The organism is Actinomadura geliboluensis, assembly GCF_043197915.1.
GTDB classification, from domain to species: Bacteria; Actinomycetota; Actinomycetes; order Streptosporangiales; family Streptosporangiaceae; genus Spirillospora; species Spirillospora geliboluensis.
Window position 1 is genome coordinate 18858 of sequence record NZ_JBICUA010000003.1, and the last position, 25349, is coordinate 44206.

Genomic DNA, 25349 nt, shown 5'->3' on the forward strand with positions numbered 1-25349 from the left:
CCGCCCGCGTCACACGCTGCGCATCGCGCGCAGCGACTCCTTCAGCGAGCCCATCGTCGCGAACACCGCCGTCGGCTCGTAGCCGCAGTGCGCCATGCAGTTCGCGCACCGGTCGTCGCGGCCCCGGCCGTAGGCGTCCCAGTCGGTGGTGTCCAGCAGCTCCTGGTAGGTGTCGCAGTAGCCGTCGTCCATCAGGTAGCAGGGCCGCTGCCACCCCTTGAGCGAGTACGACGGGATCGCCCACGCCGTGCAGCGGAAGTCGGCCCTGCCCTCCAGGAAGTCCAGGAACAGCGGCGAGTGGTTGAACCGCCAGCGCCGCCGGCGGCCGTCCGCGAACGCCTTCGCGAACAGGCTCCGGGTCTCCTGGACGCCGAGGAAGTGCTCCTGGTCGGGCGCCTTCTCGTAGGCGTACGCCGGCGAGATCATCATCTGGTCGACGCGCAGGTCGTCGTTCAGGTAGTCGAGGACGTCGATGACCGTCTGCGGGGTGTCGGTGTTGAACACGGTCGTGTTCGTCGTGACCCGGAACCCGCGCTCCTGGCACATCCTGACCGCCTCGACCGCCTGGTCGAACACGCCCTCCTTGCAGACGGACGCGTCGTGCCGCTCGCGCAGCCCGTCGATGTGCACCGCCCACGCGAAGTACCGCGACGGACGGAACTGGTCGATCTTCTTCGGGATCAGCGCCGCGTTCGTGCACAGGAACACGTACCGCCGCATCTTGACCAGCTCGGCGACCAGCTCGCCGATCTTCGGGTGCATCAGCGGCTCGCCGCCCGCGATCGACACCATCGGCGCCCCGCACTCGCGGACGGCCGCGAGCGCCTGCTCGACGGGCATCCGCTGCTTCAGCACGTCCGCCGGATGCTGGATCTTCCCGCAGCCCGCGCAGGCCAGGTTGCACGCGTACAGCGGCTCCAGCTCCATGATCAGCGGGTACTTCTCCCGCCCGGCCAGCTTGTTGCGCAGGACGTACCCGCCGACGCGCAGGCTCTGCCGCAGTGGCATCGCCATCAGAACGCCTCCTTCGACCCGCCGCCGGGCCCGCCGGGCGCGGCGGCGCCGGCACCCAGGTACCGGCCCAGCGCGGACAGCGGGAACACCAGCCGGTACAGGTGGTAGTTGATGTAGAAGTCGCCGGGGAACCCGGTGCCGGTGAAGTGGTCCTCGTCCCACGTCCCGTCCGGGCGCTGGTGCTCGGCGAGCCAGCGGATCCCGCCCTCGACGGCCGGGCCGCGCTCGCCGGCGGCCAGCAGCGCCAGCAGCGCCCACGCCGTCTGCGACGGGGTCGACGCCCCGTGTCCGACCCAGGACCGGTCCCGGTAGGAGCGCAGGTCCTCGCCCCAGCCGCCGTCGTCGCGCTGGTGGCGCTCCAGCCAGCCGACCGCGTCCCGGATCGCCGGCTTCTCCGGCCGGACGCCCGCCGCGACCAGCGCCGGGACGACGGCGCCCGTCCCGTACACGTGGTTGGCGCCCCACCGGCCGAACCACGACCCGTCGGGCTCCTGCGCCTTCAGCAGCCACACGACGGCCCGCTTGGCGAGCAGCGAGTCGGCCATGCCGCGGTGCGCGAGCGCCTCCAGGACGTGCGCGGTGACGTCGGCGGACGGCGGGTCGATGACCTCGCCGAAGTCGCAGAACGGCAGCCTGCGGCACAGCGTCCGGGTGTTGTCGGCGTCGAACGCGCCGAACCCGCCGTCCCGCGAGACCATCCCGGCCATCCATCGGACGCCCCGCTCGATCGCCGGCTCGGCCGCCGGGTGCCGGACGCGGTTCAGCGCGATCACGGCCTCGGCGGTGTCGTCCACGTCGGGGTAGACGTCGTTGTCGAACTCGAACGCCCAGCCGCCCGGCGGCAGTCCGGGGCGCCGCACCGACCAGTCGCCCGGTCCCCGCACCTCCTCGCCGAGCACCCACTCGGCGGCCCGCTCCAGCGCCGGGTGCCCGGCGGGCAGGCCCGCGTCGGCGAGTGCGTTCATCGCGAGGACGGTGTCCCAGACGGGGGACTGGCACGCCTCGAGGCGGCGCCCCCGCTCGTCCCGGATCATGAACCGTTCGAGGCCGTCCAGGCCGCGCCGCACGACCGGGTGGTCGAGGCCGTAGCCGAGCAGGTGCAGCGCGATCAGCGAGTACACCCACGGCGGCTGGATGCCGCCCCACGAGCCGTCCCGCTCCTGCCGCGCGATGATCCACTCCGCGGCGCGGCGCAGCGCCGCCTCCCGCACGCCCTTCAGCGGGCGCCGCCGGTGGGCGTGCCGCTGGTGGACGTGCCGCTGGTAGACGTGCCGCTGGTAGACGTGCAGGGCCTTGTCGAGCGCGCCGAACGCCTCGCCCCAGCCGGGCAGGCGGCGCCGCCTCGGCCCCGGGACGTCGTAGTCGGGGACGAGCTCGTCCAGCCCGAACGGCAGCGGCCGGACGGGGCGCAGCGCCCCCACCACCGTCAGCGGGACGATCGTCTGCCGCGCCCAGCACGCGAAGTCGTACACGTTCAGCGGGAACCAGCGCGGCAGGAACAGCATCTCCGGCGGGACCACGGGCAGCTCGTCCCAGGACCAGCGGCCGAACATCGCGAGCCAGAACCGGGTGAACACGCGTGTCGCCGGGACGCCGCCCTCGCCGCGGACGTAGGCGGCGGCGCGGATCATGTGGCCCGCGTCCGGCGGGTCTCCGGCGAGCCGCAGCGCCACGTACGCCTCGACGGTCGTGGACAGGTCGGGTGGGCCGTCGTGGAAGTTCGCCCACGTCCCGTCGGGGGCCTGCTGCGAGCGGATCCAGCGGGCCGCCTCGAACGTGTCCTCGTCGGTGCGGACGCCGAGGAACTCGCGCAGCAGCAGGTCCTCGGCGTCCATCGTGACGTTGGTCTGCAGCTCGCCCTTCCACCAGCCCTCCGGGGACTGGAGCAGCAGCAGGTGGTCGCGGGCGGCGTCCAGCGCCTCGGCGGCGGTCCGGGTTCCGGCGGCCTCCGGGGTCTCCGGCGTTTCCAGCGTTGTCATCGGTGATCTGATCCCGGATCTCTCAGTGGTCCCGGCGGGTGACGAAGTCGGCGATGCGGAGGAACTCGGTGCGGGCGGAGTCCGGCATCCGGGCCGCCAGCAGGTGCTCGGCGGCCCGCTGGACGCGGCTCTCGGCCTCGAGCTCGGCCCACGCGCGCCCGCCCGCCGCCTCGACCAGTGCGGCGGCCTCCGCCAGTTCGGACTCCGCCGGCTCCGCCGCACGCGGCCCGGGCCGCGCGTACAGCTCGGCGAGCTTCGCGCCCTCCGGCGTGCCGGAGTTCAGCGCGGCCACGACCGGCAGCGACATCTTGCGGGACCGCAGGTCCGACATCGCCGGCTTCCCGGTGGTCGCGGGGTCGCCCCAGATGCCGAGCAGGTCGTCGGCGAGCTGGAACGCGATGCCGAGATCGGTGCCGAACGCCTCCAGCGCCTCCGTGAGCGGCCTGGGCGCGTCGTCGAGGACGGCGCCGATCGAGCAGGAGCACGCCAGCAGCGCGGCGGTCTTGTCGGACGCCATGGCGACGCACTCGTCCACGCCGACCTGGCGGCGGCTCTCGAAGTCCATGTCGAGCGACTGGCCGGCGATGAGGCGGCGGGTGGCGGTGGACAGCGCGCGCGCCGCCCGCGCCGAGCCCTGCCCCGGCGCCTCCAGCAGCACTTCGCCGGCGAGGGCGAGGAGCGCGTCACCGGTGAGGATCGCGGACGCCTCGCCGAACACCGTCCATGCCGCCGGGCGGTGCCTGCGCGTGCGGTCGCCGTCCATGATGTCGTCGTGCAGCAGTGAGAACGCGTGGGTCAGCTCCACCGCGACGGCGCCCGGCAGGGCGCTCTCCGGCGGCGCCACCGCGGCGCGCGCCGACAGCAGCGCGAGCGCCGGGCGCAGCGCCTTGCCGGCGGGCGCCTTGCGCGGATGCCCCTCCTCGTCCGTCCAGCCCAGGTGGTAGGCCGCGACGCGGTAGGTGCGCGGATCGAGCCGGCCGACGGCGGCGCGCAGCGCCCCGTCGACCAGCTCGCGTACATCGGTCATCGAGACCGGAACAGCGGTCACCGGCCCCTCACCTCCTCCAGGTGGCGACGGATCGGGATCGGCTGGAGGTCGGCGGGCGTGCGCGCCGCCCGGTCCGGCGCCTCCGCCCGCTCCGGCATTCCGGCCAGGTGGCGGCGGACCAGCCGCGCGGCGGTCAGGCCGCTGCGGACCGCGCCCTCCATCGTGTCGGGCCAGCCCGTGTCGGTCCACGCGCCGGCGAGGAACAGCCCCGGCGTGCGCGTGACCGCGCCCGGCCGGGCCGCCGCGGTGCCGGGGCGCTGCCGGAACGTCGCCCGCCGCTCCCGCGTCACGAACAGCTCCCGGACGGCGGCGCCGCGCGCGGCCGGCAGCAGCCGCCGCAGCTCCGGGACGAACCGGGCGCGCAGCTCGGCGGTCGGCAGGTCGACCCAGCGGTCGGCGGCCGACAGCGACACCGCCAGGTACTGGCCGCGGCGCAGCCCGCTGACCGCCGTCCGGTCGAACACCCACTGGACGGGCGAGGCGACGGCGGCGGCGAACGGCGCGTCCATGACCTTCCGGTCGTAGACGACGTGCACGTTCACGATGGGGCTGGCGTCCAGCTCGGGCCAGCGCAGCGGGTCCGGCAGCGCCTGCGCGGGCAGCAGCCGCGCCGCCGCCTCGTGCGGCACCGCCATGATCACCGCGTCGGCGGCGATCGGCACGCCGTCCACCACCACCTTCGGGTCGGTGGTGACGGCCTCGACCTTCGCCTTCAGCCGGACGGTGCCGCCCATCTCCGCGATGCGCCGCAGCGCCGGCCCGCCGTGCAGCTCCTCCAGCGGGACGAGCGGCACCCCGATGTCGGCGGCGTCGGCGCGGCTCAGCAGCGCCCGCTTGCACACCATCGCCGACAGGCCGAGCGCCGCCTCGTCCACCTCGGCGTTGAGCGCGGCGGTGATGAACAGCCCCCACAGCGCGTTCCGCGCCCAGGTCCGCTGCCCGTGCTCGGCCAGCCACGTTCCGGCCGCCATCGTGTCGAGCGCCGGGTCGGCGGGGTCCAGCCGGCCGAGCGCCAGCGCGGCGCGCACCGCCCGCGCCCGGTCGGCGGGTGCCAGCGGCGAGTACCGGGCCAGCGCGGGCAGCAGGTGCAGCGGGCTCGGCAGGTTCGCCCGCCGCAGCCGCGCCGCCTTCGCGCCCGGCCGCAGGACGGGGACGTCGAAGCGCTCCTGCACTTCCACCAGGTGGTCGGCGCGCAGCCTGCGCAGCAGCCCTTGGTACGCGGTGCAGCACCGCAGGAACACGTGCTGCCCGTTGTCGACGCTCAGCTCGCCCCGCGCGAACGAGTGCGTCGCGCCGCCCAGCCACGGCCGGGACTCCACGAGCGTGACCGGCACGCCCGACTCCTGGAGCGCTATGGCGGCGCTGATACCTGCGAGGCCGCCGCCCACGATGACCACGCTCACCGCTCCACCCCCGACAGCGCGCGCGCCGCCACGACGGCCTTCTGCCAGGTCGGCAGTGAGACCCGTCTGTCCAGTGCGATCGCCGGGCGCGCCGCGATGCTCTCCAGCAGCCGCCGGTAGATGCCGGCCATCGCCGCCGTGCACGCGGCGCTGCGCCGGTCCAGCAGCGGCAGCAGCCGCAGCCCCTCCGCGTACCAGGCCCGCGCCCGCTCCGCCTGGAAGCCGACCAGCTTGTTCAGCCGCCACGGCGGGTCGATGAAGGCGCCCGACTCGTCCAGCTCCAGCGTGCAGCCGAACCGGACCAGGTCCTCCCGCGGGATGTAGGTGCGCCCGGCCAGCCGGTCCTCGCGCAGGTCGCGCAGGATGTTGGTGAGCTGGAGCGCGACGCCGAGCGAGTCGGCGAGGCCCTCCGCCCGCTGCCGGCCGTCCGACCCGAACACCCCGAGCGACAGCCGCCCGACCGTCCCCGCGACCCGCTGGCAGTACCGCAGCAGGTCGTCGAAGGTGTCGTAGTCGGCGCCGCGCACGTCGTTCTCGCAGCCGTCGATCAGCTCGTCGAACGCGGCGAGCGGGATCGGGTAGCGGCCCGCCGCGTCCGCCAGCGCGGTCAGCACCGGATGCCCCTCCAGCGCCCGGACGTCCGCGCGGCGCCGCACCACCTCCTCGACGGTCAGCAGCCGCCGCCGCGACCGGTCCAGCAGGTCGAGCCGCACGCACGCCGGCTCCGGGCCGTCCCCGATGTCGTCGATGCCGCGCGCGAACGCGTAGATCGCGCTCATCGCGCGCCGCTTCGGCGCGGGCATCAGCCGGATCCCGTAGGAGAAGTTCCGGGCCTCCTCCCGCACCACGCGCTCGCAGTGCCGGTACGCCTCCACCACCCGCTCGGAACCCTCGCACGTCTCCGAAACCGTCATCGCACACTCCCTCTGAGAACCCGCGCCCAGCCGGCGGGCAGCGCGGCGTGCCGCGGGCGCAGCTGCCGGGCGAGGACGTCGTAGCGCCCGCGCGCCAGCGCCGCCAGCGCCGCGCGCCCCCCGGCGATGTAGCCGGCGACCGCGATCCGCCCCCATCCGGTCAGGCCCGCCATGAGCGGCGGCGCGCCCCGGTCCAGCAGTTCGGCCGCGCGGCCCGCCTGGAGCGCCAGCACGCCGCGCAGCCGCGTCGGCGTCGCCGCGCGGGCCAGGTCCTCCTCGGCGCAGCCGAACCGGCGCAGGTCCGCGGCGGGCAGGTAGATCCGCCCGTCCCGGTAGTCCTGGCCGGCGTCCTGGCAGTGCTCGATGACCTGCAGCGCGGTGCACACGTCGTCGGACGCCGCCTCCAGCGCGGGCCGGTGCGCGCGGAACAGGTGCAGGACGATGCGGCCCACCGGCGCGGCCGACAGCGCGCAGTACCCGGCCAGCTCATCGAACGTCTCGTACCGGTGGACGACCTGGTCCTGCCGGTTCGCCCGGACCAGGTCGCGGAACGGCGCCTCCGGGATCCGGTGCGCGTGCACCGCCCCGGCCAGCCGCCTTAACTGCGGCAGGTTCGGCGTCCGCCCGGCGAACACGCGGTCCAGGTCGTCGTCCACGAGGTCGAGGAGCTTGGCCCGCTGCTCGGGCGGCGCCTCGTCGCCGATGTCGTCGACGAGCCGCGCGTAACCGTAGACGGCCCGCAGGCCGGCCCGGTGCCGGGCGGGCAGCAGCCGCGCGGCCACCGGGAAGTTCTCCCGGGCCGCGAGCCGGTCCAGCGCGCGATCGTGCTCCTCGACGCTCCAGAGCGGTTCAATGATCACCTTGGAGAGATCGACCGGGACGGCACGAGAGAAACTCTGGCCAAGGTATGGACTTATTTAAACGCTGCGCGGTGTGCCCTGGACCGTTGCAGGGGGCGCGGCGCCGACGCCATTGAACAGGACGTTCCCCGGTGAGCGCCGGAACCGGTGATCAGTAGGCTCGGGGAATGGCGACCCACGAACGCGAGATCACCGCCCCCGTCGACCTGTGCCTGCCGGACGGCCGCCTGAACCCGGAGGCGGTCGGTTGGACGCGGCGCCCCCTGCACCGCGCGAACCTGCGCGGCTGGGGCCGGGTGAAGCGCTGGGAGTACTGGGGGATCGTCACGCCCCGGCACATCATCGGGCTGGTGGCCTCCTCGCTCGACTACGCCGGGGTGCACGGCGTGTGGGTGCTCGACCGCGAGACCGGCGAGGAGACCGCGAAGGACGCGGTGGTGCCGCTCGCGCGCGGCGCCGTGTTCCCCGACCGCAGCGGCGAGGGCGAGGCGTCCGTGCGGGGCGGGGGAGCGGCGGTCGGCGTCCGGCAGCGCCCGTCGGGGTCGCGGGTGCGGGCGCTGGTGCCGGGCCTGGTCGATCTCGACGTCGAGGTCCCGCTGCCGGACGGGCACGAGTCGCTCGGCGTGGTGATCCCGTGGGGGCCGAAGCGCTTCCAGTACACGGTGAAGGACGTCGGGCGTCCCGTGCGGGGGCGGCTGGTGCTGCCGTCGGGGGAGTACGAGATCGGCGAGGGCGCGTTCGCCGTCCTCGACCACGGGCGCGGCAAGTGGCCGTACCGGATGACGTGGAACTGGGCCGCGGCGAGCGGCCCCGGCCTCGCGCTGCAGTTCGGCGGCAAGTGGACCGACGGCACCGGCATGACGGAGAACGCCGTGTTCGTGGACGGCCGGCTCCACAAGATCGGCGAAGAGCTGACCTGGACCTACGACACGTCCGACTGGATGCGCCCGTGGACGATCACCGGGCGGCGCGTCGAGGTGGAGTTCCGCCCCTTCCACGAGAAGGTCTCGCGCACCGAGCTCGGCGTCGTCGGCACCGAGACCCACCAGTGCTTCGGGCACTTCACCGGGCGCGTCCAGGCCGACGACGGCGCGTGGGTCGGCGTCGACGGCCTCACCGGGTGGGCGGAGGAGGCCCGGCAGCGCTGGTGACCGCCGCGCCGGCCACGCCGGTGAGGCGCGCGTTCACCGAGCGCACCAGGCCCTCGGGGAGCTTGCACACCTCGCGGTCGTAGGTGAGGAGGCCGTTCAGCTCGTCCTCCACGTCCGAGAGCTGCGTGTAGACGGTCGCGCTGAGCCCGCGCGGCACCGCCGGGGCGATCTGCCGCGCGTGCAGCCGCGCGAACGCGGCGCCGAGCCGGGCGGGGGAGTCGTAGCGCTTGTAGCCGAAGTCCTTGTCGTTGAAGGCGTGGCCGTCCACCCGCAGGTTGTATCCGCCGTATTCGGAAAGGACGAGGACGCGGGCGTCCCTGCGGCGCGGGACGCGGAACTTGCGGAAGTACACGTGCAGGCTGCGCAGGTCCCCGGCGCCCTGGTCGTGCCATCCGCTGGCGTGGTCGATCGTCCGCGTCGGGTCGAGCGCCCGCACCTCGGCGGCGACGTCCGCCGCGTCGAACTGCCCCCAGCCCTCGTTGAACGGCACCCAGACGGCGATGCTCACCACGTTGCGCAGATGCTCGATCGTCTCCCGCGTCTCCTCGCGGAAGCGCGCGCGGGAACCGGCGTCGGCGCGTCCGAAACGCTTGTGCCTGCGGTCGTCGAGGCGCAGCGGCAGCACGGCCGGCGCCGTCACGACCTCGCGGTGGTACGGGCCGCCGCCGTTCACCATGTCCTGCCACACGAGGATGCCGAGCCGGTCGCAGTGGTAGTACCAGCGCAGCGGCTCCACTTTGATGTGCTTGCGGAGCATGGTGAAGCCGAGCCGCTTCATCGTCGCGATGTCGTGCACCAGCGCCTCGTCGGACGGCGCCGTGTACATGCCGTCCGGCCAGTAGCCCTGGTCCAGGACGCCCGCGTGGAAGTACGGGCGCCCGTTCAGCAGCAGCCGGGGGACGCCCGCCTCGTCCGGGCCGACGCCGAACGACCGCATCCCGACATAGCTCTCGACACGGTCTGTGCCGAGTTCGACGGTGATGTCGTAGAGGAAGGGGTCTTCGGGGCTCCAGGGCCGGACGTCCGGAATGCCGATCCGCACCGGCTCCCCGGCCGGCGCCTCGGCGCGTGCGACGACCTCGCCGTCCGCGCTGACCTCGATCCGGGCCGTGTCGCCGGTGCTCGCGTGCACCGTGACCTCGACGCACGCCTCGTCCAGATGCGGGACGAGCGTCAGCCGCTCGACGTGCACCTCCGGCACGCACTCGATCCACACCGTCTGCCAGATGCCGGACTGGGCCGTGTACCAGATGCCGCCCCGCTTGAGGCTCTGCTTGCCCCAGCCCCGGTCCCCGGCGTCGGACGGGTCCTGGACCTCCACCACGAGGGTTCCGGCGCCGTCCTCCAGGAGGTCGGTGATGTCGAAGAAGAACGGGAGGTAGCCGCCCTCATGCCGGCCCGCCTCCCGGCCGTTGACCGTCACCCGGCAGGTCTGGTCGACGGCGCCGAAGTGCAGTAGGACCCGGTGCCCGTCGGGCCGGAACCCCTCCGGCAGCCGGACGTCCCGCCGGTACCAGAGCGTCTCGTGCGGGAGCAGCTGCCGGCCGACCCCCGACAGCGGCGACTCCGGCGAGAACGGGACGAGGATCTCGCCGTCGTACTCCTCCGGCCCCTCCGGGGACGTGTCGTCGAACGAGTACTCCCAGCGCCCGTTGAGGTTGAGGTGGCTCTTGCGGACGAGTTGCGGCCGCGGGTACTCCGGCAGCACCGCGTCCGGATCCAGCGTCCTGCCCCACCTGGTGAGCAGCGTCATCCCACGGCCTCCTCGTCCGGCGTGCGCGCGTCCCGGCGGCGCAGCGCCAGCACCGGCGGGACGATCAGCACCAGGACCGCTGCCGCCGCCAGGAAGACGGCGGGCGTCGGGACGTGCTTGAGCACGCCCAGGTCCTCGTAGCGCTCGTCCGCGCCCTTGATGACGGCGGCGCCGAGGGCCGGCCCGATGATCATAGGGATGAGGATGGCGAACACCATCCGCAGGCCCTGCACGTGCCCGGCCCGCCCCGGCGGCGTGTAGTCCCGGACGAGCGCGCCGACCGGGGCCAGCACCAGCATGAACCCCGACATCAGCACCAGCCCCGCGCCGATCACCGGGACCATGCCGCGCGCGAGCGGCATCAGCAGCAGCCCCGCCGCGTACACCGCGACCGCGGGCGCGAGGAACCGCGCCTTCCCGATCCGGTCGATGAACCGCCCGGCCAGCACGCTGGCCGCCGACGCGCCGGTGAGCACGACGGCGAGCACCAGCGCGTAGCCGTCGATGTCCAGGTACCGCTCCAGGTAGATGATCAGGTAGGGCAGGAACACCTGCGTGGAGATCCCCCACACGCACCACGCGGACAGCGCCAGGTACAGCCCGGGGTTCGCGCGCATCGCCGACGGCCGCAGCCCGTGCACGAGCGCGCCGAGGTAGCCGCCCTCCTGCCGCTCCACCGGGCGGTCCCGGACGAACGCCCACGCCAGGACGCCGGCCGCCGCGATGATCAGGCCGATGACGAGGAAGAACAGCGACCACCGGCCGTCCCGCGTCATCCAGTCGAACCCGCCGAAGACCACCAGCATCGACATCAGCGGCATCACGGCCAGGACGGACTCGACACGGCCCCGGTTCTCCGTCCGGGTCACGTCCGTCACCCACGCCTGGAAGCTCGCGTCGTTGGCGCCCGACCCGAGGAACGACATGACGCAGTCGAGGACGACGACGGTGACCACCGCGACCACGACCGCGTCCGCGAAGGGCGCGACCTCCGCGACCGTGTCCACGCTGATCAGCCCGAACGCCGCCGTGGACAGCCCCCACACCACGTACCCGGCGGCGATGAAGGCGCGCCTGCGGCCGAGCCGGTCCGACAGCGCGCCGATCGCCAGCGTCGCGACCGTGGCCGCCACCGCGCTCGCCGCCACCATCGCCGCGATCACGTCGGGGTTCCCGCTGATCGTGTCGTAGACGAACACGTTGAGGTACATGTTCTCGACGGTCCAGGCGAGCTGCCCGACGAAGCCGAGCAGGACCAGCATCGTCCAGAGCCGCCGCCCGAGCGGCGCGTTGTCACCCGTTGTCACGCCCGAACAGTACAAGGCTCACTTACTGGACGTTCTTCGCCCGGGACCTCTTGCATCCGCCCGCGAACCGGGTTCTCATGTGATCTCAAGCACAAGATCGGGATCGGGGGATCGGGGGCATCCCGACGAACGCCGCATGGAAAGGGGACCCTTTGAGGCTCATCGCCATCCCACTGCTCGCGTCCGCCCTCGCCCTGACCGGGGCGGTTCCGGCCGCGGCCCAGCAGGGCGGGCGGGATCCGTCCGCCGTCGTCCGCACCGACCTCGGACCGGTGCGGGGCCAGTTAGCGGACGGGTACCGGCTCTTCCAGGGCATCCCGTTCGCCGCGCCGCCGACCGGGAGCCTGCGCTGGAGGCCGCCGCAGCCGGCGCGCGCGTGGCAGGGCGTCTACGACGCGACCACGCCGCGCGACCAGTGCGCGCAACTTCCCGCGCCCTACGGCGGCCCGACGTCCTACGCCGAGGACTGCCTCTACCTGAACGTCACCACACCGGACAGCGCGCGCAAGAACCGGCGCCTGCCCGTCATGGTGTGGGTGCACGGCGGCGGCAACGTGACCGGCGCCGGGAGCATCTACGACGCCGCCAAGCTCGCCACGGACGGCGACGTCGTCGTGGTCACCGTCAACTACCGGCTCGGCCCGTTCGGCTGGCTCGCGCACCAGGGCCTGGAGACCGGCGCCGACCGCCGCTCCCAGGCCGGCAACTACGGCCTGCTCGACCAGCACGCGGCCCTGCGCTGGGTGCAGCGCAACGCCGGGGCCTTCGGCGGCGACCCCAGGAACGTGACGGTGTTCGGCGAGTCCGCCGGCGCGCAGGACGCCTGCGCCAACCTCGCCTCGCCCACTGCGGCGGGCCTGTTCCATAAGGTCATCGCGCAGAGCTACACCTGCATCGCGCCCGCGCGCACCGAAGCCTCGGCCGAGGACGAGGGGGCGACGCTCGCGGAGGCCGTGGGCTGCGACAAGGGCTCGCCCGCCGCCGACGCCGCGTGCCTGCGCGCGACGGACGTCAAGACGCTGCTGGAGACCTTCGAGGCCAAGGCCCTGAATGTCGGCCCGGTCGCGGGCGGCGACCGCGTCCTGCCGCTGCAGCCCGAGCAGGCGATCGCCCAGGGCCGCTTCAACCGGATGCCCGTCATGCACGGCAACACCCTGGACGAGTGGCGCCTGTTCGTCTCGCTGGGCTACCCGAACCCCATCACCGCCGCGGAGTACGAGGACATCGTCCGCTCCGCCTACGGCGCCGCCGCCGACGCGGTGCTGGCGCGCTACCCGGCGTCGGCCTACTCCGACCCCAGGCTCGCGCTGGCCGCGGTGCAGACGGACTCCAACGAGATCCTCTCGCCCTGCGCGCACCAGGACGCGTTCCGGCAGCTCAAGCGCGCCGGCGTGCCCGTGTACGCGTACCAGTTCGCCGACCGCACGGCTCCTCCGCTGCTCGACGTCCCCGGCTTCGAGGAGGGCGCCGCGCACGCCAGCGAGCTGACGTACCTGTTCCCGGGGCTGTTCGGCGAGCTGAACCCCGAACAGGCCGGGCTCTCCGACGCGATGGTCGGCTACTGGACGTCCTTCGCGCACGACGGCAGGCCGCAGGCGCGCCAGGCCCCGCAGTGGCCGCGCTACCGCTCGCCGGACGACGTCCTGTCCCTGGCGCCCGGGAGCGGCGGCATCCACCCGACCGACACTGCCCAGAACGGCAACTGCTCCTTCTGGAGCTCCCTCTGAATCCGACCCGCTGACTAGCCGAGGCGCTCGGTGAGGTGAACGGTGACGTCGTCACCGACGTCCTTACCGAGCGCCCGGCGCATCTCCGCCTTCACGGCCAGCTTGTGGTTGCCGTCACCAAGGGCCATGAAGGAACCCCGGAACGGGTGCCCGTCGATGGTGCCCTTGACCTTCACCAGCCCGCGCGTCTGGAAGAACTCCGCCGACTCGGGCCAGACGACGTACGTCCACCCGCCCTCCGCCGGACTCTTCTGCAGGCGGGCCGTGAACTCCTTGTCGAGCTTCATGCTCTTGGGCTGAGCAGTGGTCATCGGACGTCTCCTCTGGGTGTTCGAGCTGTGGCTCTCTCCTACCTAGGGGAGACCTTCCCGGGCGGCGGAACTCATCGCTGCTCGAAGCCCTGCTGCCACGTTCGCCGGACGCGGGAGCGGTCACGCCCGATGTCGCCAGTTCGCCCCTGTCGCTTCCCTTAGCGATTCTCTATCGATCTTGTGCGGGGGCTGAGGCGGCGGATAAGGCTCCTGTTGCCGGTTTGCCTCTGTCGTTTTCCTGCCGGATGTGCGCAGGCCGGGGTCTTCTTTTTGCCGGTTTTTGTGTGGTTGCTGTAGGTGGGCGGTTGCGGTGGCCTTCCGAAGGCGGGCGCTCGCCTTTCGGTCGCCGCCGGTTGCTGTCACGTTGGTTGCTGTCGATGGCTGGGGGAGAGGTGTTCATCGTTCTGTTTGGTGCGTGGTTGCTGTCCCATGCCGCGCTGCGCGCGGCACCTGAAAGAAGGGCAGGCGGCTAGGACGTCCTTGTCGGGCGGACCAACCCCACCAGCGCAACCAACGTGACTTCAGCCGGTGACTGCCTGAGCTGTGGCGCCAGGCCGCAGGGGGAACCTCAGCCGTCCACCTGCAGCAACCACCCTCACTCCGATAAAGCCGTGCTCAGCCTGCGGCCGACCGTTGGATGAGCGCCGACCGCAAGGAGCGTCCTTCCGATTCGGGGAGCAGAAAATGAAGAATGATGGCAAGGTGGCATGTCCAGAATGTCGTCAATGTCAATACGGGGTTGCGTTACAATTGGGGAGTGAATTCGGATTGGAGGTGAACCGCGGTGTCAGCGCCCTCGGTAGTGGTCGGTGTTCAGCGTGAATGGGAAGGCCGGGAGTGGTTTCCTCCGGGCCCGCAACTGGCCATCTGCCTGTCCGGTGGAAAAGAGCGCCTGGCCGATCTGACCGACGATGAACTTCTCCAGGTCGCGGCCGCGGCCCGCCGCCAGACCTCCTGGGCGCAAGCCCGGGAATTGGCCGCCATCGCTGAACTCACCCAGCGCCGCGCACGTGCCGAGGCCGACGGAGACCCCGACTACCGGATCCTGCCGGCCCGCGATTCGGTGACCGAAGAAGTCGCCGCCGCCCTCACGATCACCAGCAACGCCTCGGCCACCCTCGTCCACCTCGCCGAACAGCTCACCGGCCCGCTCGCCGACACCGGCGCCGCACTGGAGGCCGGACGGGTCGACCTGGCCAAGGCCCGCGTCATCAGCGACCTGACCGACAGCCTTCCCGAGCAGGTCGCGCAACGGGTCCAAGACGCGGCGCTGGAGAAGGCGTCCACCCAGACCACCGGGCAACTCCGCCGCCGCATCAGGAGGATCGTCCAGCGTCTCGCGCCGGAGGCCGTCGAGGAACGCAAGCGGGAAGCCGTCCGGCAAAGGCGCCTGGAACTGTGGGACACCCCGTCCGGCACCGCCGACCTGGCACTGTGCGACCTTGCCGTTGAGGACGCCCACGCCATCTACAACAAGATCACCGCCGCCGCGCGCGGCATCAAGACCGACGGCGACCCCCGCCCCCTCCAGAACATCCGTGCCGACCTGGCCACTCAACTCCTGCAAGGGGTCGAACTTCCCGATGCCATCCGCGCACTCATGGCCCAGAGCTGCACCGACCCCCGCCCAGCCCCTGCCCCCGCCCTCGCGACCGTGACGGTGCAAGGGACTACTACGGCCGCAACGTCGCGTGACGTGGTCGGCGTCCCGGCGTCCGCGCAGAGTCGCCGTGCCTCGGTGACCCGCGACTTGCCTCCCGCCTCCGCCAGCGCAGACGGCGGCTTTCCTTCTGCGGAGGCGTCCATGGCGGACGGTGCATCGTGGGCACATGGCGAGCCCCAGCCGACGCTGGCCCGGCTCGACCACGCTGACATCGCCGATGCGACCAGTGGACCCGACCCAGTCGGGAGCCGCGGTGACCCGCCCCGTGAACGTGGAAGCGACCGGCCGCCCGGTGATCGTCGAGCCTCGGGCTCGGACGGGTCCTCCGGCGGTGACGCCGAGGTTTTGATGCTGGCGGACGTCATCGGTCGGCGGTTGGCCCACGTGAGCGGCCGCGTTCCCTCACGGGAGCTGCCGGATGCTGTGCGACAAGCGGTACAGCGCATCCGGCATGAACTTGCCGGAGCCCGGGAGGCGGCCTGCCGAGGGGACGAGGAGGAGCACGGTCTGCCCGGCTACCGGCCGTCAGCGGCGATGCGCCGGGAGGTCGAAGCCCGGCACGAGACCTGCGTGTTCCCGAGCTGCAACCGGCCATCCCACCACTGCGACCTCGACCACACGGTCCCGTGGCGGCCCGGGACCACCTGCCGCTGCAACCTGGCTCCGCTCTGCAGACGCCACCACAGGTTGAAACAGCGCCCAGACTGGCGACTCGTCCAAGTCTGGCCCGGCCTGTTGATCTGGGTCGCACCCTCGGGTGCCTGGTTCATCGTCCGCCCCGACCGGCGGTAGCAGCCGCGCCGCGAGCCTCAGTGCTTCAGGGTTGCCAGCAGGGCCGCGAATTCGTCACGTCCCACGATGAGCTTGGGGCCGTCCGGGTTCTTGGAGTCGCGGAAGGCGATCGTCCGGGGGAGACGGCCGACCTCGACGCATTCACTCCCGCCCTGGGTGCCGCTGTGACTGCTCTTGCGCCACGTCGTCGTCACTGAACGCCTCCATAGCCGTCTTGATCAGGTCTTTCGACCTGTGCTCGGGGAGAGCCTTGGCGCTTATCCGCGCGAACAGGATCGCGTATTCCGCGACCTCTACGGGAGACGATACAAGCCGCCCGCCACCGAGTGACTCGGTGTAGGCGACCTCACCGAAGTCGTCGCCCGTGACGAGCTTCACGCCACCGTCCAGGCCCGGATGAGCACCAGTCTCGAAGGTCTGCGGAATCACGTGGACGACGATGTTCGGCCGCTCCGCCATTTCGAGGACGTGTGCGAGTTGTTCACGCATGATTCGCGGGCTGCCTACCGGCCACCGCAAGGCGGCCTCGCTCAACAGCACCATGAGGAAGACGTGGTCAAGGGCGCCCTTTCGAGTCATCCGCTCGGCCACGAACGGCTCGGGGTCGGACATGCCTCCACCCGTCAGGAGCGCTCGGGCGTACTCCTCGGTCTGGAACAGGCCGGTGATCACGAGCGGCTCGAAGATCCGGATGATGCGCGCTCGCTGTTCGAAGGTCTTGTACTGGGCCAGCCACTGGGGGTCGTGGCCGATGCTGGCGTACCAGACCAGGATCGAGAAGACTCCGCCCGTCTCCCACGCCTTGTCGAGCAGGGCCGCGCGTTGGGCGTCCAGGCGCTCTATGCCGTTCTCGATGCGTGAAACGGTCGCCTTGCTCGCGGTGATGACGCGTCCCACCGCTTCGCCCGACAGCCCGCGCTGGTTGCGGCAGAAACGCAGGTAGTAGGCGACGAAGGACCACATGCTGCTCTTGGGGTCCGGCGGTTCGTTGGTGGCCATGGGGGGTGGGCCTCCGCGTTCCGTGTTGTTGTGACTGCGCTGCGTACGCGTGCCAACTTAGCGTGACCACGTGACTCTGTGTCGTGATTCGAACACAGGCTCACTCGAAGGTCTCAGCGATGTTCACTGCACTTGCCCCGGAGGGGGCGTCGCCGCTCGTTCTCGAACCCAATGACCAGGCGCCCCGGCTCGCCCGGGTGTTCGTCGCGGAGCTCTTCGCCGGGTGGGGAATCGAGGACGACTACGTGGGGCGGCTCGTGGTCTGCGAACTCGTCACGAACGCGTACCGGCACGGTGAGGGGCCGATCGTCGTGCGGGTGCTGCGGGACGAGCGCGACGGGCTCCCGGTGATCGAGGTGTGGGACGGCGGTGAGGAGCGGCCGGTTGTCCGGGCGCAGAACTATGCGGCCGTGTCGGGACGCGGGCTCCAGCTCATGGCGGAGATCGTCCATGCGTGGGGCGTCCGGCCCCTCAATGAGGGCGGGAAGATCGTGTGGGCGAAGCTCGCCTGCGATTGACCTCCCCCGGCTGAGGGCGACGTGTACGCGGGCGTTCACCAGTCGAGGAGTAGGCCGTAGCCCTCTTCGACGGACTCCTCCATCCAGTGGAGTGTTTCGTCCGGGGAGTCGTCGTCCAGGAAGTCACTGAAGGACGGCGGCTGCGCCACGTGCACCTTCTGGTTCGCGGGTACACGCCGATTCCACTCCCGAGCGAGGCGGACGTAGGGAGCGGCGTCGATGGCGGCGGCCTGGACCTTGCCGCCCCAGCGGGGTGCCGGGCCCACGCCGGGGGGTGGCAGCGACAGGATGTGTTCGCGCACGTCCACCAACTCGGGACGGACGGCCCACGCGTTCGTGCGGGCAACCGCGTTCAGGGCCTGCTGCCGGAGCGAGGACCACTCGTCGGCCAGGCGTCGGCTCGTCGTGTAGGCGTGCCAGGCGCGCAGGTACGGCCGGTGCCCGCCGTCCCGGACCTCCTCGACGTGGGTTCGCCACCGCCGGAGGTGCGCGGCCAGCTCGTCCGGCGGGAAGCTCCGGTACATGGCGAACCGCCATTCGGCGGGCAGCAGCGGGGTGAGGACGAGCGCGATCGCCCGGTGCGAGTTCCCGGCACCGGTGTCGACGTCCACCATGTCGGTGATGTCGGGTCCGTCGGCGGGCGCGGGAGGGTCCAGGTGGCCGAACTCGTCGGGGAACCAGCCTCCGGACGCCGCGAAGGCCGCCCGCTGGGCGCGGACGGCCGCCCCGAGGGCGGCGGCGCCGGCGTCGGGGCGGAGGCGCATGCGGTACCAGTCGACGCCCATGCCGCCGCATCGTAGGGTGCAAGTAGCTTGATGTCGAGATAAATTGAGGATAGCTTGACGTCGAGAGAAAACCTGCGGAAGTTAGGCTGCCCTGGTTGCCGGTCATGTCCGCGACTAGGGCAGGATCAAGGTAGACGAGACCACCCGCCCCGCCGCTCCGAGCCGGCCCAGGGGACGGGAGTACTGAAGATCAAGACGAGCGCCGCGCGCTCATGTCCCGGACCGGACGCGCGGTGGCGACGGAGGAGGAGTCCGTGTCCGCGAACAGCTTCGGCAGCCGTGACAAGCTGCAGGTTGGCGACAAGTCGTACGACATCTATCGGCTGGACGCCGTCGAGGGCGCGGCCCGTCTCCCGTACAGCCTGAAGGTGCTGCTGGAGAACCTGCTGCGCACCGAGGACGGCGCGAACGTCACCGCCGAGCACATCCGCGCGCTCGCGCAGTGGGACTCCCAGGCCCAGCCGAGCAAGGAGATCCAGTTCACCCCCGCCCGGGTGATCATGCAGGACTTCACCGGCGTGCCCTGCGTCGTGGACCTCGCCACCATGCGCGAGGCCGTGCGCGACCTCGGCGGCGACCCCACGAAGATCAACCCGCTGGCGCCGGCCGAGATGGTGATCGACCACTCCGTCATCGTCGACTACTTCGGCACGCCGGAGGCGTTCCAGCGCAACGTGCAGCGCGAGTACGAGCGCAACAAGGAGCGCTACCAGTTCCTGCGCTGGGGGCAGACGGCGTTCGACGAGTTCAAGGTCGTCCCGCCGGGCACCGGCATCGTCCACCAGGTGAACATCGAGCACCTGGCGCGCGTGGTGTTCGACCGCAACGGCACCGCCTACCCCGACACCTGCGTCGGCACCGACTCGCACACCACGATGGAGAACGGCATCGGCGTGCTCGGCTGGGGCGTCGGCGGCATCGAGGCGGAGGCCGCGATGCTCGGCCAGCCGATCTCGATGCTCATCCCGCGCGTCGTCGGCTTCAAGCTGACCGGCGAGCTGCCCGCCGGGACGACCGCGACCGACCTCGTGCTGACCATCACCGAGATGCTCCGCGAGCACGGCGTCGTCGGCAAGTTCGTCGAGTTCTACGGCGAGGGCGTGCACGCGCTGCCGCTGGCGAACCGCGCCACGATCGGCAACATGAGCCCCGAGTTCGGCTCCACCTGCGCGATCTTCCCGATCGACGACGAGACGCTGAAGTACCTGCGGCTCACCGGCCGCGACGAGGAGCAGATCGCGCTCGTCGAGGCGTACGCCAAGGCGCAGGGCCTGTGGCTCGACCCGTCCGTGGAGCCCGACTTCTCCGAGTACATGGAGCTGGACCTCGGCACGGTCGTCCCGTCGCTGGCCGGCCCGAAGCGCCCGCAGGACCGCATCGCCCTGTCCAACGCCAAGGCGACCTGGCGGCGGGACGTGCAGAACTACGTCGAGAGCGTCCTCGGCGCGCTGGACGAGGCGTCCAACGAGAGCTTCCCCGCCTCCGACACCCCGGCGATCATGCAGGAGACCGCGGGCGACAAGCCGCGGCACGTCGACGCCAACGGGTCCGGCCGGCCGCACAAGCGCGTCGCGGTGAGGCTGGAGGACGGCACGGAGTTCGAGCTCGACCACGGGCACGTCGCCGTCGCCGCGATCACCTCCTGCACCAACACATCCAACCCGTACGTGATGATCGGCGCGGCGCTGCTGGCCAAGAACGCGGTGGAGAAGGGCCTCACCCGCAAGCCGTGGGTGAAGACCTCGCTCGCGCCCGGCTCGCAGGTCGTCACTGACTACTACGAGCGCGCCGGCCTCACCCCGTACCTCGACAAGATCGGCTTCAACCTGGTCGGGTACGGCTGCACCACCTGCATCGGCAACACCGGCCCGCTGCAGCCGGAGATCTCCAAGGCCGTCAACGACAACGACCTGGCGGTCACCGCGGTGCTGTCCGGCAACCGCAACTTCGAGGGCCGCATCAGCCCCGACGTGAAGATGAACTACCTGGCGTCGCCGCCGCTGGTCATCGCCTACGCGCTGGCCGGGACGATGGACATCGACATCCTCAACGACCCGATCGCCGAGGGCACCGACGGCCCGGTGTACCTGCGCGACATCTGGCCCGCGCCGGAGGAGGTCTCCGCGATCGTCGAGTCGTCCATCGGGCAGGAGATGTTCACCGAGAGCTACGCCGACGTCTTCAAGGGCGACGAGCGCTGGACCGGCCTCGACATCCCGACCGGCGACCTGTTCGAGTGGGACGCCGCCTCCACCTACGTCCGCAAGGCCCCGTACTTCGACGGCATGGGCGCCGAGCCGGAGCCGGTCACCGACATCCACGGCGCCCGCGTGCTGGCGAAGCTGGGCGACTCGGTCACCACCGACCACATCTCGCCGGCCGGGGCCATCAAGGTCGGCACCCCCGCCGCCCAGTACCTCCAGGACAACGGCGTCGAGATCCGGGACTTCAACTCCTACGGCTCGCGCCGCGGCAACCACGAGGTCATGATCCGCGGAACGTTCGCCAACATCCGGCTCCGCAACCAGCTCCTGGACGGCGTCGAGGGCGGCTACACCCGCGACTTCACCCAGGAGGGGGCGCCGCAGGCGTTCATCTACGACGCCTCGCGCAACTACATCGAGCGCGACATCCCGCTCGTGGTCATCGCGGGCAAGGAGTACGGCTCCGGCTCGTCGCGCGACTGGGCGGCCAAGGGCACCGCGCTGCTCGGCGTCCGCGCCGTCATCGCCGAGTCCTACGAGCGCATCCACCGCTCGAACCTGATCGGCCTCGGCGTCCTGCCGCTGCAGTTCAAGGACGGCGAGTCCGCCGAGTCGCTCGGGCTGACCGGCACCGAGACCTTCGACATCACCGGCGTCACCGCGCTCAACGAGGGCGGCGTCCCCGAGGAGGTCACGGTCAAGGCCGACGGCAAGGAGTTCACCGCCACCGTCCGCATCGACACCCCCGGTGAGGCGGACTACTACCGCAACGGCGGCATCCTGCAGTACGTCCTGCGCAACCTCATCCGCAAGTAACCCGCACCACCGCGACGGGCCGCTCCCTTCCGGGGGCGGCCCGTTCCGCGTTCAGTGGTCGATGGCGAGGCGCAGGCCGAAGCCGACGAAGGCGACGCCGGTGAGCTGCTGGAGGCGGCGCTTCACGGCGGGGCGGGCGAGGGCGCGGCGGGCGGCTCCGGCGGCGCCGACGATGGCGGCCAGCCACAGCAGGCTCTCGGCGGCGTGGATGACCGCGAAAAGCATGCTCGTCCAGAACACCGAGGCGCCGTCCGGGACGAACTGCGGCAGCAGGCTCATGTAGAAGACGCCGACCTTGGGGTTCAGCAGGTTGGTGGTGAGGCCCGTGCGGAACGCGGTGAGGCCGGACGTCCGCGCCTCCGGGGGCTCGGCGGTGTCCCGCGTGCGGCGGCGGGCGGTCCAGAGGGCGCGCGCGCCGAGCCACAGCAGGTAGCAGGCGCCCGCGACGCGCAGCACGTCGAACGCGAGGCGGGACGCGGCGAGCAGCGCGGTCAGCCCCACCGCGCTCGCGAGCGCCCAGCACATCAGCCCCGTCACCACCCCGGCGGACGCGAGGAGGCCGGTGCGGCGCCCGGCGGCCACGGTGCTGCGCAGGACGAGCATCGTGTCGACGCCCGGCGTGATCGTCAGGAGCGCGGCCATGGCGGCGAAGGCGAGACAGGCGGTCTGCACTGGGTAATGATCCCCTGGTGACTCCGAAGGGACAAGAAGGCTGAACATGAACAATATCGGCGAACTGGACGTCTTCCCGCTCTGCCTGGGCGGCAACGTCTTCGGATGGACCGCCGGCAAGGAGCGCTCGTTCGAGATCCTGGACGCCTACGCGGCGGCCGGCGGCAACTTCGTCGACACCGCCGACTCCTACACGGCGTCCGCGCCCGGCAACAGCGGCGGCGAGTCCGAGGCGATCATCGGGGAGTGGACGCAGGCGCGCGGCAACCGCGACGACATCGTCATCGCGACCAAGGTGGGCCGCCATCCCCAGCGCAGGGGCCTCGCCCCCGCCACCATCAAGGCCGCCGCCGACGACTCGCTGCGCCGGCTCCGCACCGACCGCATCGACCTGTACTACACGCACTTCGACGACCCGTCCGTGCCCGTCGAGGACATCATGACGGCGCTGGACGAACTCGTCACCGCCGGCAAGGTCCGGCAGATCGCGGTGTCGAACATCGAGCCCGACCGGCTCGAAGCGTCGCTGGCGTTCAGCGAGCGCGAGGGCACCGCCCGGTACACCGCCATCCAGCCGCAGTACAACCTCGTGTCCCGCGACACCTACGAGGGGCCGCGCCGCGACCTCGCCGAGCGGTACGGGCTGGCCGCCGTCCCGTACTACGGCCTCGCCTCCGGCTTCCTGACCGGCAAGTACCGGCCCGGCGCCAAGGTGGACAGCGTGCGCGCCGGCCGCGCCGCCGGGCACCTGGAGACCGAGCGCGGGCAACGCGTCCTCGCGGCGCTCGACATCGTCGCCGAGGAGCAGGGCGTCGCCGTCGCGACCGTCGCGCTGGCCTGGCTCGCCGCGCAGCCGACCGTCGCCGCGCCCATCGCCAGCGCCCGCACCCTCGACCAACTGCCGCCGCTCGTCGAGGCGGCCCGCACGACCCTCACCGACGACCAGCTCAAGCGCCTCACCGAGGCGTCCGCCTGATCCCGGCCGGGCGGTGATCCCCATCGGCCGGGCCGGGCGGTAGCGTCGGCGGGCGTGCCCCCTCTCGACTTCCTCCTGATCGGCGGGCTGGCCGCGCTGGCCGGCGCGATCGTGCAGGGCAGCGTCGGCCTCGGCGTCGGCCTGGTCGCGACGCCGGTCGTGACGCTGCTGTACCCGTCGCTGATGCCGGGCGCGATCCTGGTCGTCGCGCTCGTCCTCCCGCTCGCGACGCTCGCGCGGGAGGTCGGGCACGTCGACTCGCGGGGGCTCGGCTGGGCGTTCGGCGGCCGGCTCGCCGGGACGCCGTTCGGGGTGTGGCTGGTCGCGGCCGTCCCCGCCCGCGTCCTCGGCGTCGTGATCGGTACCGTCGTGCTCGCCGCGCTCGCGATGACGGCCGGGTCGCGGGAGGTGCCGCGCAACCGCCGGACGCTCGCCGCCGCCGGGGTCGTCTCCGGCACCACCGGGACCGCGTCCGGGATCGGCGGCCCGCCGCTGGCACTGCTCTACCAGCGCGAGAGCGGCCCCCGCGTGCGCGCGACGCTCGCCCTGTACTTCGCCGGCGGCACGCTGCTGTCCCTCGTCGTCCTCGGCGCCACCGGGCACCTGCCCGCCCGGCAGGTCGTCGCGGGCGCGGCGCTGCTGCCGTTCGTCCTCGCGGGCTTCCTCGCCGCCGGGCCGCTGCGCCGCCGCCTGGACGCCGGACGGCTCCGGCTCGCGCTGCTCATCGTCGTCGGGACGTCCGCGGTGGTGCTGATCGTCCGTAATCTGGTCTGATGCGTCCCACGAAGGCCGACCTGGAGGCCGCCCGCGACCGGGTCATCCCCGACGTCCTGCCGCCGCACGGCGGGACGCTCCGCGTGCTGTTCAGCGGCATCAACCCGGGCCTGTACTCCGGCGCGACCGGGTACCACTTCGCGCGCCCCGGCAACCGCTTCTGGCCGGCGCTGCACCGCTCGGGCTTCACCGACCGCCTCCTGGACCCGTCCGAGCAGGACCTCCTGCCCGGCTACGGCCTCGGCATCACGAACCTGGCGCACCGCACCACCGCCCGCGCCGACGAGCTGACCGACGCCGAGCTCCGCGAGGGCGGACGGCGCCTGCACGCGCTCGTCGAGCGCCACCGCCCCGCCTACCTGGCGGTCGCCGGCGTCACCGCCTACCGGACCGCCTTCGGCCGTCCCCGCACGCAGATCGGCCCGCAGGACGAGGAGTTCGGCCCCGCGAGGCTCTGGGTCCTGCCGAACCCGAGCGGCCTGAACGCGAGCTGGCCGCTCGACCGCATCGCCGCCGAGTTCGCCCGCCTGCGCGAAGCCGCCGAGGCCCTCAGAACTCCGTGAGGACGGACGGGTCGAAGCGCACGGTGAACGACGTGTCCGCCTCTACCTCGACCTCCAGCACGTTCCCCGCCGCCACCGTCTGGACACGGCGATAGGCGGCGGCCCCGTCCTCCAGCGCGAAGACCTGGACCTTGCGGACGGGGGAGAACTCGGCGAGCCAGTACTGGGGGATGCCGAGCATCGCGTACTCCTTGAGCTTGCGCACGCGGTCAGTGCGTTCGCTGGCGCTGCCCGGGGAGACGACCTCGATGACCAGCAGCACCTCCCGACCTGGGATCACCACCGGATCGCGGTCCACGATCGAGGCTCGGGCCACGCTCTTGGGCACGAGGAACAGGTCGGGCTTGCGGATGCCCGCCGGCGTGCTGATCTCCCACTCGCCGCCGCCGGCGACGAAGACGTCGGCCTTCGCCTCCGCCGCGGCCGTGGTGACGATGTCCTGCAACCGCATCGCGGCCCAGTTGTGGGTTGCGCTCGGGGACAACTCGATCAGCCACCCGTCTTCGAGTTCCAGGCCTCGGCCTTCGTCCTCTCGGGCGTGCAGATCGTCCATCGTGTACGGACCAAAACCGCCATGGTCATGCGCGACGCTCACGGTCCTGCTCCCATCAACGGTGCCCACAAACCAACGCAGGGACTACGTTACCCCGCCCGACTTCCGTCGCCGAGCGTAGCCGAGCCTTTACCCTCAGGTGGTGGGGTTGAGGGCGAACATGGTGTTGACCTCGTTGACCAGGGTGGGGGTCGGCTGCCAGAGGTCGGTGCGGCCGAGGGCCACGATGGGGCGGGGGAGGGGCCGGACGCCGGTGAGGTGCCAGTGGTGGTGGCCGCGCTCCGCCCAGGGGCCGCAGTCGCAGGCGCCGCCGCGGGCCGCCGCCGAGCAGACGTCGTCGAGGTCGGCGACGGCGATCACGGCGCCGATGGTGGCGAGCGGGTCGCGCGGGTCCCAGCCGGCGGCCTGGACGAGCGGCGAGTCGCACGCCTTCAGGTCGACGCGCATGGAGGCGTGGATGAGGAGCGGGCCGCGGTAGGCGGTCGGCAGGCTCTGGTTCGAGACGGACTTGCCGCCACGCGCGATCGCGAACGCCCAGGGCTGCTGAACACTCATCGCCTGCACGCG

At 72.1% G+C, this 25349-nt stretch carries 23 protein-coding genes; 8 read left to right on the forward strand and 15 right to left on the reverse strand.

What is annotated here, in order from left to right; translation table 11 throughout:
* Window positions 1–9 precede the first annotated feature (9 nt).
* From hpnH to hpnC, 6 genes are read right to left on the reverse strand one after another with little or no spacing between them, the layout of a single operon-like run.
* Entirely contained in the window at window positions 10–1014 is a 1005-nt protein-coding gene (gene hpnH / locus ACGFI1_RS10530; RefSeq protein WP_364550332.1) for an adenosyl-hopene transferase HpnH, read from the reverse strand.
* Window positions 1014–2993 carry a squalene--hopene cyclase gene (gene shc / locus ACGFI1_RS10535; RefSeq protein WP_392784622.1) on the reverse strand — a complete coding sequence of 660 codons (1980 nt, stop codon included), beginning with the start codon at window positions 2991–2993 and terminating at the stop codon, window positions 1014–1016. Before shc ends, hpnH begins: the two co-directional genes overlap by 1 nt.
* A 22-nt stretch (window positions 2994–3015) precedes the next feature.
* Complete coding sequence (locus ACGFI1_RS10540; RefSeq protein ID WP_364550328.1) at window positions 3016–4041, reverse strand: polyprenyl synthetase family protein; 1026 nt, start codon at window positions 4039–4041, stop codon at window positions 3016–3018.
* Window positions 4038–5444 carry a hydroxysqualene dehydroxylase HpnE gene (gene hpnE / locus ACGFI1_RS10545; protein ID WP_386871494.1) on the reverse strand — a complete coding sequence of 469 codons (1407 nt, stop codon included), beginning with the start codon at window positions 5442–5444 and terminating at the stop codon, window positions 4038–4040. The genes ACGFI1_RS10540 and hpnE overlap by 4 nt, the downstream gene beginning before the upstream one ends.
* Window positions 5441–6358: a phytoene/squalene synthase family protein gene (locus ACGFI1_RS10550; RefSeq protein ID WP_138638358.1), complete on the reverse strand. Its 918-nt coding sequence runs from the start codon at window positions 6356–6358 to the stop codon at window positions 5441–5443. Before ACGFI1_RS10550 ends, hpnE begins: the two co-directional genes overlap by 4 nt.
* The gene (hpnC, locus tag ACGFI1_RS10555; RefSeq protein ID WP_392743262.1) at window positions 6355–7218 is read right to left on the reverse strand and encodes a squalene synthase HpnC; all 864 of its coding nucleotides are present in this window, start codon (window positions 7216–7218) and stop codon (window positions 6355–6357) included. Before hpnC ends, ACGFI1_RS10550 begins: the two co-directional genes overlap by 4 nt.
* 167 nt (window positions 7219–7385) lie before the next feature.
* On the opposite strand from hpnC, the gene ACGFI1_RS10560 reads away from it, so the two are divergent.
* Window positions 7386–8369: a DUF2804 domain-containing protein gene (locus ACGFI1_RS10560; RefSeq protein ID WP_392784624.1), complete on the forward strand. Its 984-nt coding sequence runs from the start codon at window positions 7386–7388 to the stop codon at window positions 8367–8369.
* Here ACGFI1_RS10560 and ACGFI1_RS10565 read toward each other — a convergent pair.
* Together ACGFI1_RS10565 and ACGFI1_RS10570 are read right to left on the reverse strand one after the other, a co-directional pair.
* A complete protein-coding gene (locus ACGFI1_RS10565) occupies window positions 8332–10122 on the reverse strand; it encodes a glycoside hydrolase family 2 protein (protein WP_392784625.1) in 1791 nt (596 codons plus the stop codon). The genes ACGFI1_RS10560 and ACGFI1_RS10565 overlap by 38 nt on opposite strands.
* Complete coding sequence (locus ACGFI1_RS10570; RefSeq protein WP_392784627.1) at window positions 10119–11429, reverse strand: MFS transporter; 1311 nt, start codon at window positions 11427–11429, stop codon at window positions 10119–10121. Before ACGFI1_RS10570 ends, ACGFI1_RS10565 begins: the two co-directional genes overlap by 4 nt.
* Window positions 11430–11581: 152 nt before the next feature.
* Between ACGFI1_RS10570 and ACGFI1_RS10575 the strand changes: the two genes are divergently transcribed.
* Window positions 11582–13156, forward strand: a complete 1575-nt coding sequence (locus tag ACGFI1_RS10575) for a carboxylesterase/lipase family protein (RefSeq protein ID WP_392784629.1) — start codon at window positions 11582–11584, stop codon at window positions 13154–13156.
* A gap of 14 nt (window positions 13157–13170) precedes the next feature.
* Here ACGFI1_RS10575 and ACGFI1_RS10580 read toward each other — a convergent pair whose 3' ends face one another.
* A complete protein-coding gene (locus tag ACGFI1_RS10580) occupies window positions 13171–13467 on the reverse strand; it encodes a DUF1905 domain-containing protein (RefSeq protein WP_392784630.1) in 297 nt (98 codons plus the stop codon).
* A 784-nt stretch (window positions 13468–14251) separates the two neighbouring features.
* Between ACGFI1_RS10580 and ACGFI1_RS10585 the strand changes: the two genes are divergently transcribed.
* Window positions 14252–15922 carry an HNH endonuclease signature motif containing protein gene (locus tag ACGFI1_RS10585; protein ID WP_392784632.1) on the forward strand — a complete coding sequence of 557 codons (1671 nt, stop codon included), beginning with the start codon at window positions 14252–14254 and terminating at the stop codon, window positions 15920–15922.
* Window positions 15923–15939: 17 nt separating this feature from the next.
* Here ACGFI1_RS10585 and ACGFI1_RS10590 read toward each other — a convergent pair whose 3' ends face one another.
* Window positions 15940–16116, reverse strand: a complete 177-nt coding sequence (locus tag ACGFI1_RS10590; protein WP_138640702.1) for a DUF397 domain-containing protein — start codon at window positions 16114–16116, stop codon at window positions 15940–15942.
* Entirely contained in the window at window positions 16064–16921 is an 858-nt protein-coding gene (locus tag ACGFI1_RS10595; protein WP_392784633.1) for a Scr1 family TA system antitoxin-like transcriptional regulator, read from the reverse strand. The genes ACGFI1_RS10590 and ACGFI1_RS10595 overlap by 53 nt, the downstream gene beginning before the upstream one ends.
* Before the next feature lie 119 nt (window positions 16922–17040).
* On the opposite strand from ACGFI1_RS10595, the gene ACGFI1_RS10600 reads away from it, so the two are divergent.
* Complete coding sequence (locus tag ACGFI1_RS10600; protein WP_364554643.1) at window positions 17041–17439, forward strand: ATP-binding protein; 399 nt, start codon at window positions 17041–17043, stop codon at window positions 17437–17439.
* A gap of 35 nt (window positions 17440–17474) precedes the next feature.
* Here the strand turns inward: ACGFI1_RS10600 and ACGFI1_RS10605 are convergent, their stop codons facing one another.
* Window positions 17475–18224, reverse strand: a complete 750-nt coding sequence (locus ACGFI1_RS10605) for a hypothetical protein (protein WP_392784636.1) — start codon at window positions 18222–18224, stop codon at window positions 17475–17477.
* A gap of 254 nt (window positions 18225–18478) precedes the next feature.
* Between ACGFI1_RS10605 and acnA the strand changes: the two genes are divergently transcribed.
* Window positions 18479–21244, forward strand: coding sequence for an aconitate hydratase AcnA (gene acnA, locus ACGFI1_RS10610; protein ID WP_392784638.1), 2766 nt, complete (start codon window positions 18479–18481; stop codon window positions 21242–21244).
* 51 nt (window positions 21245–21295) lie between these two features.
* Here the strand turns inward: acnA and ACGFI1_RS10615 are convergent, their stop codons facing one another.
* Window positions 21296–21916: a LysE family translocator gene (locus tag ACGFI1_RS10615; RefSeq protein ID WP_205719589.1), complete on the reverse strand. Its 621-nt coding sequence runs from the start codon at window positions 21914–21916 to the stop codon at window positions 21296–21298.
* Between the two features lie 46 nt (window positions 21917–21962).
* On the opposite strand from ACGFI1_RS10615, the gene ACGFI1_RS10620 reads away from it, so the two are divergent.
* Genes ACGFI1_RS10620 through mug form a run of 3 tightly spaced genes read left to right on the forward strand, consistent with a single transcriptional unit; the run spans window position 21963 to window position 24229 of the window.
* Complete coding sequence (locus ACGFI1_RS10620; RefSeq protein ID WP_392784640.1) at window positions 21963–22892, forward strand: aldo/keto reductase; 930 nt, start codon at window positions 21963–21965, stop codon at window positions 22890–22892.
* Between the two features lie 54 nt (window positions 22893–22946).
* The gene (locus ACGFI1_RS10625) at window positions 22947–23666 is read left to right on the forward strand and encodes a sulfite exporter TauE/SafE family protein (RefSeq protein WP_392784642.1); all 720 of its coding nucleotides are present in this window, start codon (window positions 22947–22949) and stop codon (window positions 23664–23666) included.
* Window positions 23666–24229 (forward strand): G/U mismatch-specific DNA glycosylase, encoded by a 564-nt coding sequence (gene mug, locus ACGFI1_RS10630; protein ID WP_392784644.1) that lies wholly within the window; start codon window positions 23666–23668, stop codon window positions 24227–24229. Before ACGFI1_RS10625 ends, mug begins: the two co-directional genes overlap by 1 nt.
* Here mug and ACGFI1_RS10635 read toward each other — a convergent pair.
* The gene (locus tag ACGFI1_RS10635) at window positions 24216–24824 is read right to left on the reverse strand and encodes a Uma2 family endonuclease (RefSeq protein ID WP_392784646.1); all 609 of its coding nucleotides are present in this window, start codon (window positions 24822–24824) and stop codon (window positions 24216–24218) included. The genes mug and ACGFI1_RS10635 overlap by 14 nt on opposite strands.
* A gap of 93 nt (window positions 24825–24917) precedes the next feature.
* The gene (locus ACGFI1_RS10640) at window positions 24918–25337 is read right to left on the reverse strand and encodes a hypothetical protein (RefSeq protein ID WP_392785515.1); all 420 of its coding nucleotides are present in this window, start codon (window positions 25335–25337) and stop codon (window positions 24918–24920) included.
* Window positions 25338–25349 lie beyond the last annotated feature (12 nt).

Bases quoted from the DNA above. Each gene is read 5' to 3' on its own strand.
- hpnH (WP_364550332.1), bottom strand. From the start codon at position 1,014: ATGGCGATGCCACTGCGGCAGAGCCTGCGCGTCGGCGGGTACGTCCTG.
- shc (WP_392784622.1), bottom strand. From the start codon at position 2,993: ATGACAACGCTGGAAACGCCGGAGACCCCGGAGGCCGCCGGAACCCGG.
- ACGFI1_RS10550 (WP_138638358.1), bottom strand. From the start codon at position 6,358: ATGACGGTTTCGGAGACGTGCGAGGGTTCCGAGCGGGTGGTGGAGGCG.
- ACGFI1_RS10560 (WP_392784624.1), top strand. From the start codon at position 7,386: ATGGCGACCCACGAACGCGAGATCACCGCCCCCGTCGACCTGTGCCTG.
- ACGFI1_RS10565 (WP_392784625.1), bottom strand. From the start codon at position 10,122: ATGACGCTGCTCACCAGGTGGGGCAGGACGCTGGATCCGGACGCGGTG.
- ACGFI1_RS10580 (WP_392784630.1), bottom strand. From the start codon at position 13,467: ATGACCACTGCTCAGCCCAAGAGCATGAAGCTCGACAAGGAGTTCACG.
- ACGFI1_RS10595 (WP_392784633.1), bottom strand. From the start codon at position 16,921: ATGGCCACCAACGAACCGCCGGACCCCAAGAGCAGCATGTGGTCCTTC.
- ACGFI1_RS10600 (WP_364554643.1), top strand. From the start codon at position 17,041: ATGTTCACTGCACTTGCCCCGGAGGGGGCGTCGCCGCTCGTTCTCGAA.
- ACGFI1_RS10605 (WP_392784636.1), bottom strand. From the start codon at position 18,224: ATGGGCGTCGACTGGTACCGCATGCGCCTCCGCCCCGACGCCGGCGCC.
- ACGFI1_RS10620 (WP_392784640.1), top strand. From the start codon at position 21,963: ATGAACAATATCGGCGAACTGGACGTCTTCCCGCTCTGCCTGGGCGGC.
- mug (WP_392784644.1), top strand. From the start codon at position 23,666: ATGCGTCCCACGAAGGCCGACCTGGAGGCCGCCCGCGACCGGGTCATC.
- ACGFI1_RS10640 (WP_392785515.1), bottom strand. From the start codon at position 25,337: ATGAGTGTTCAGCAGCCCTGGGCGTTCGCGATCGCGCGTGGCGGCAAG.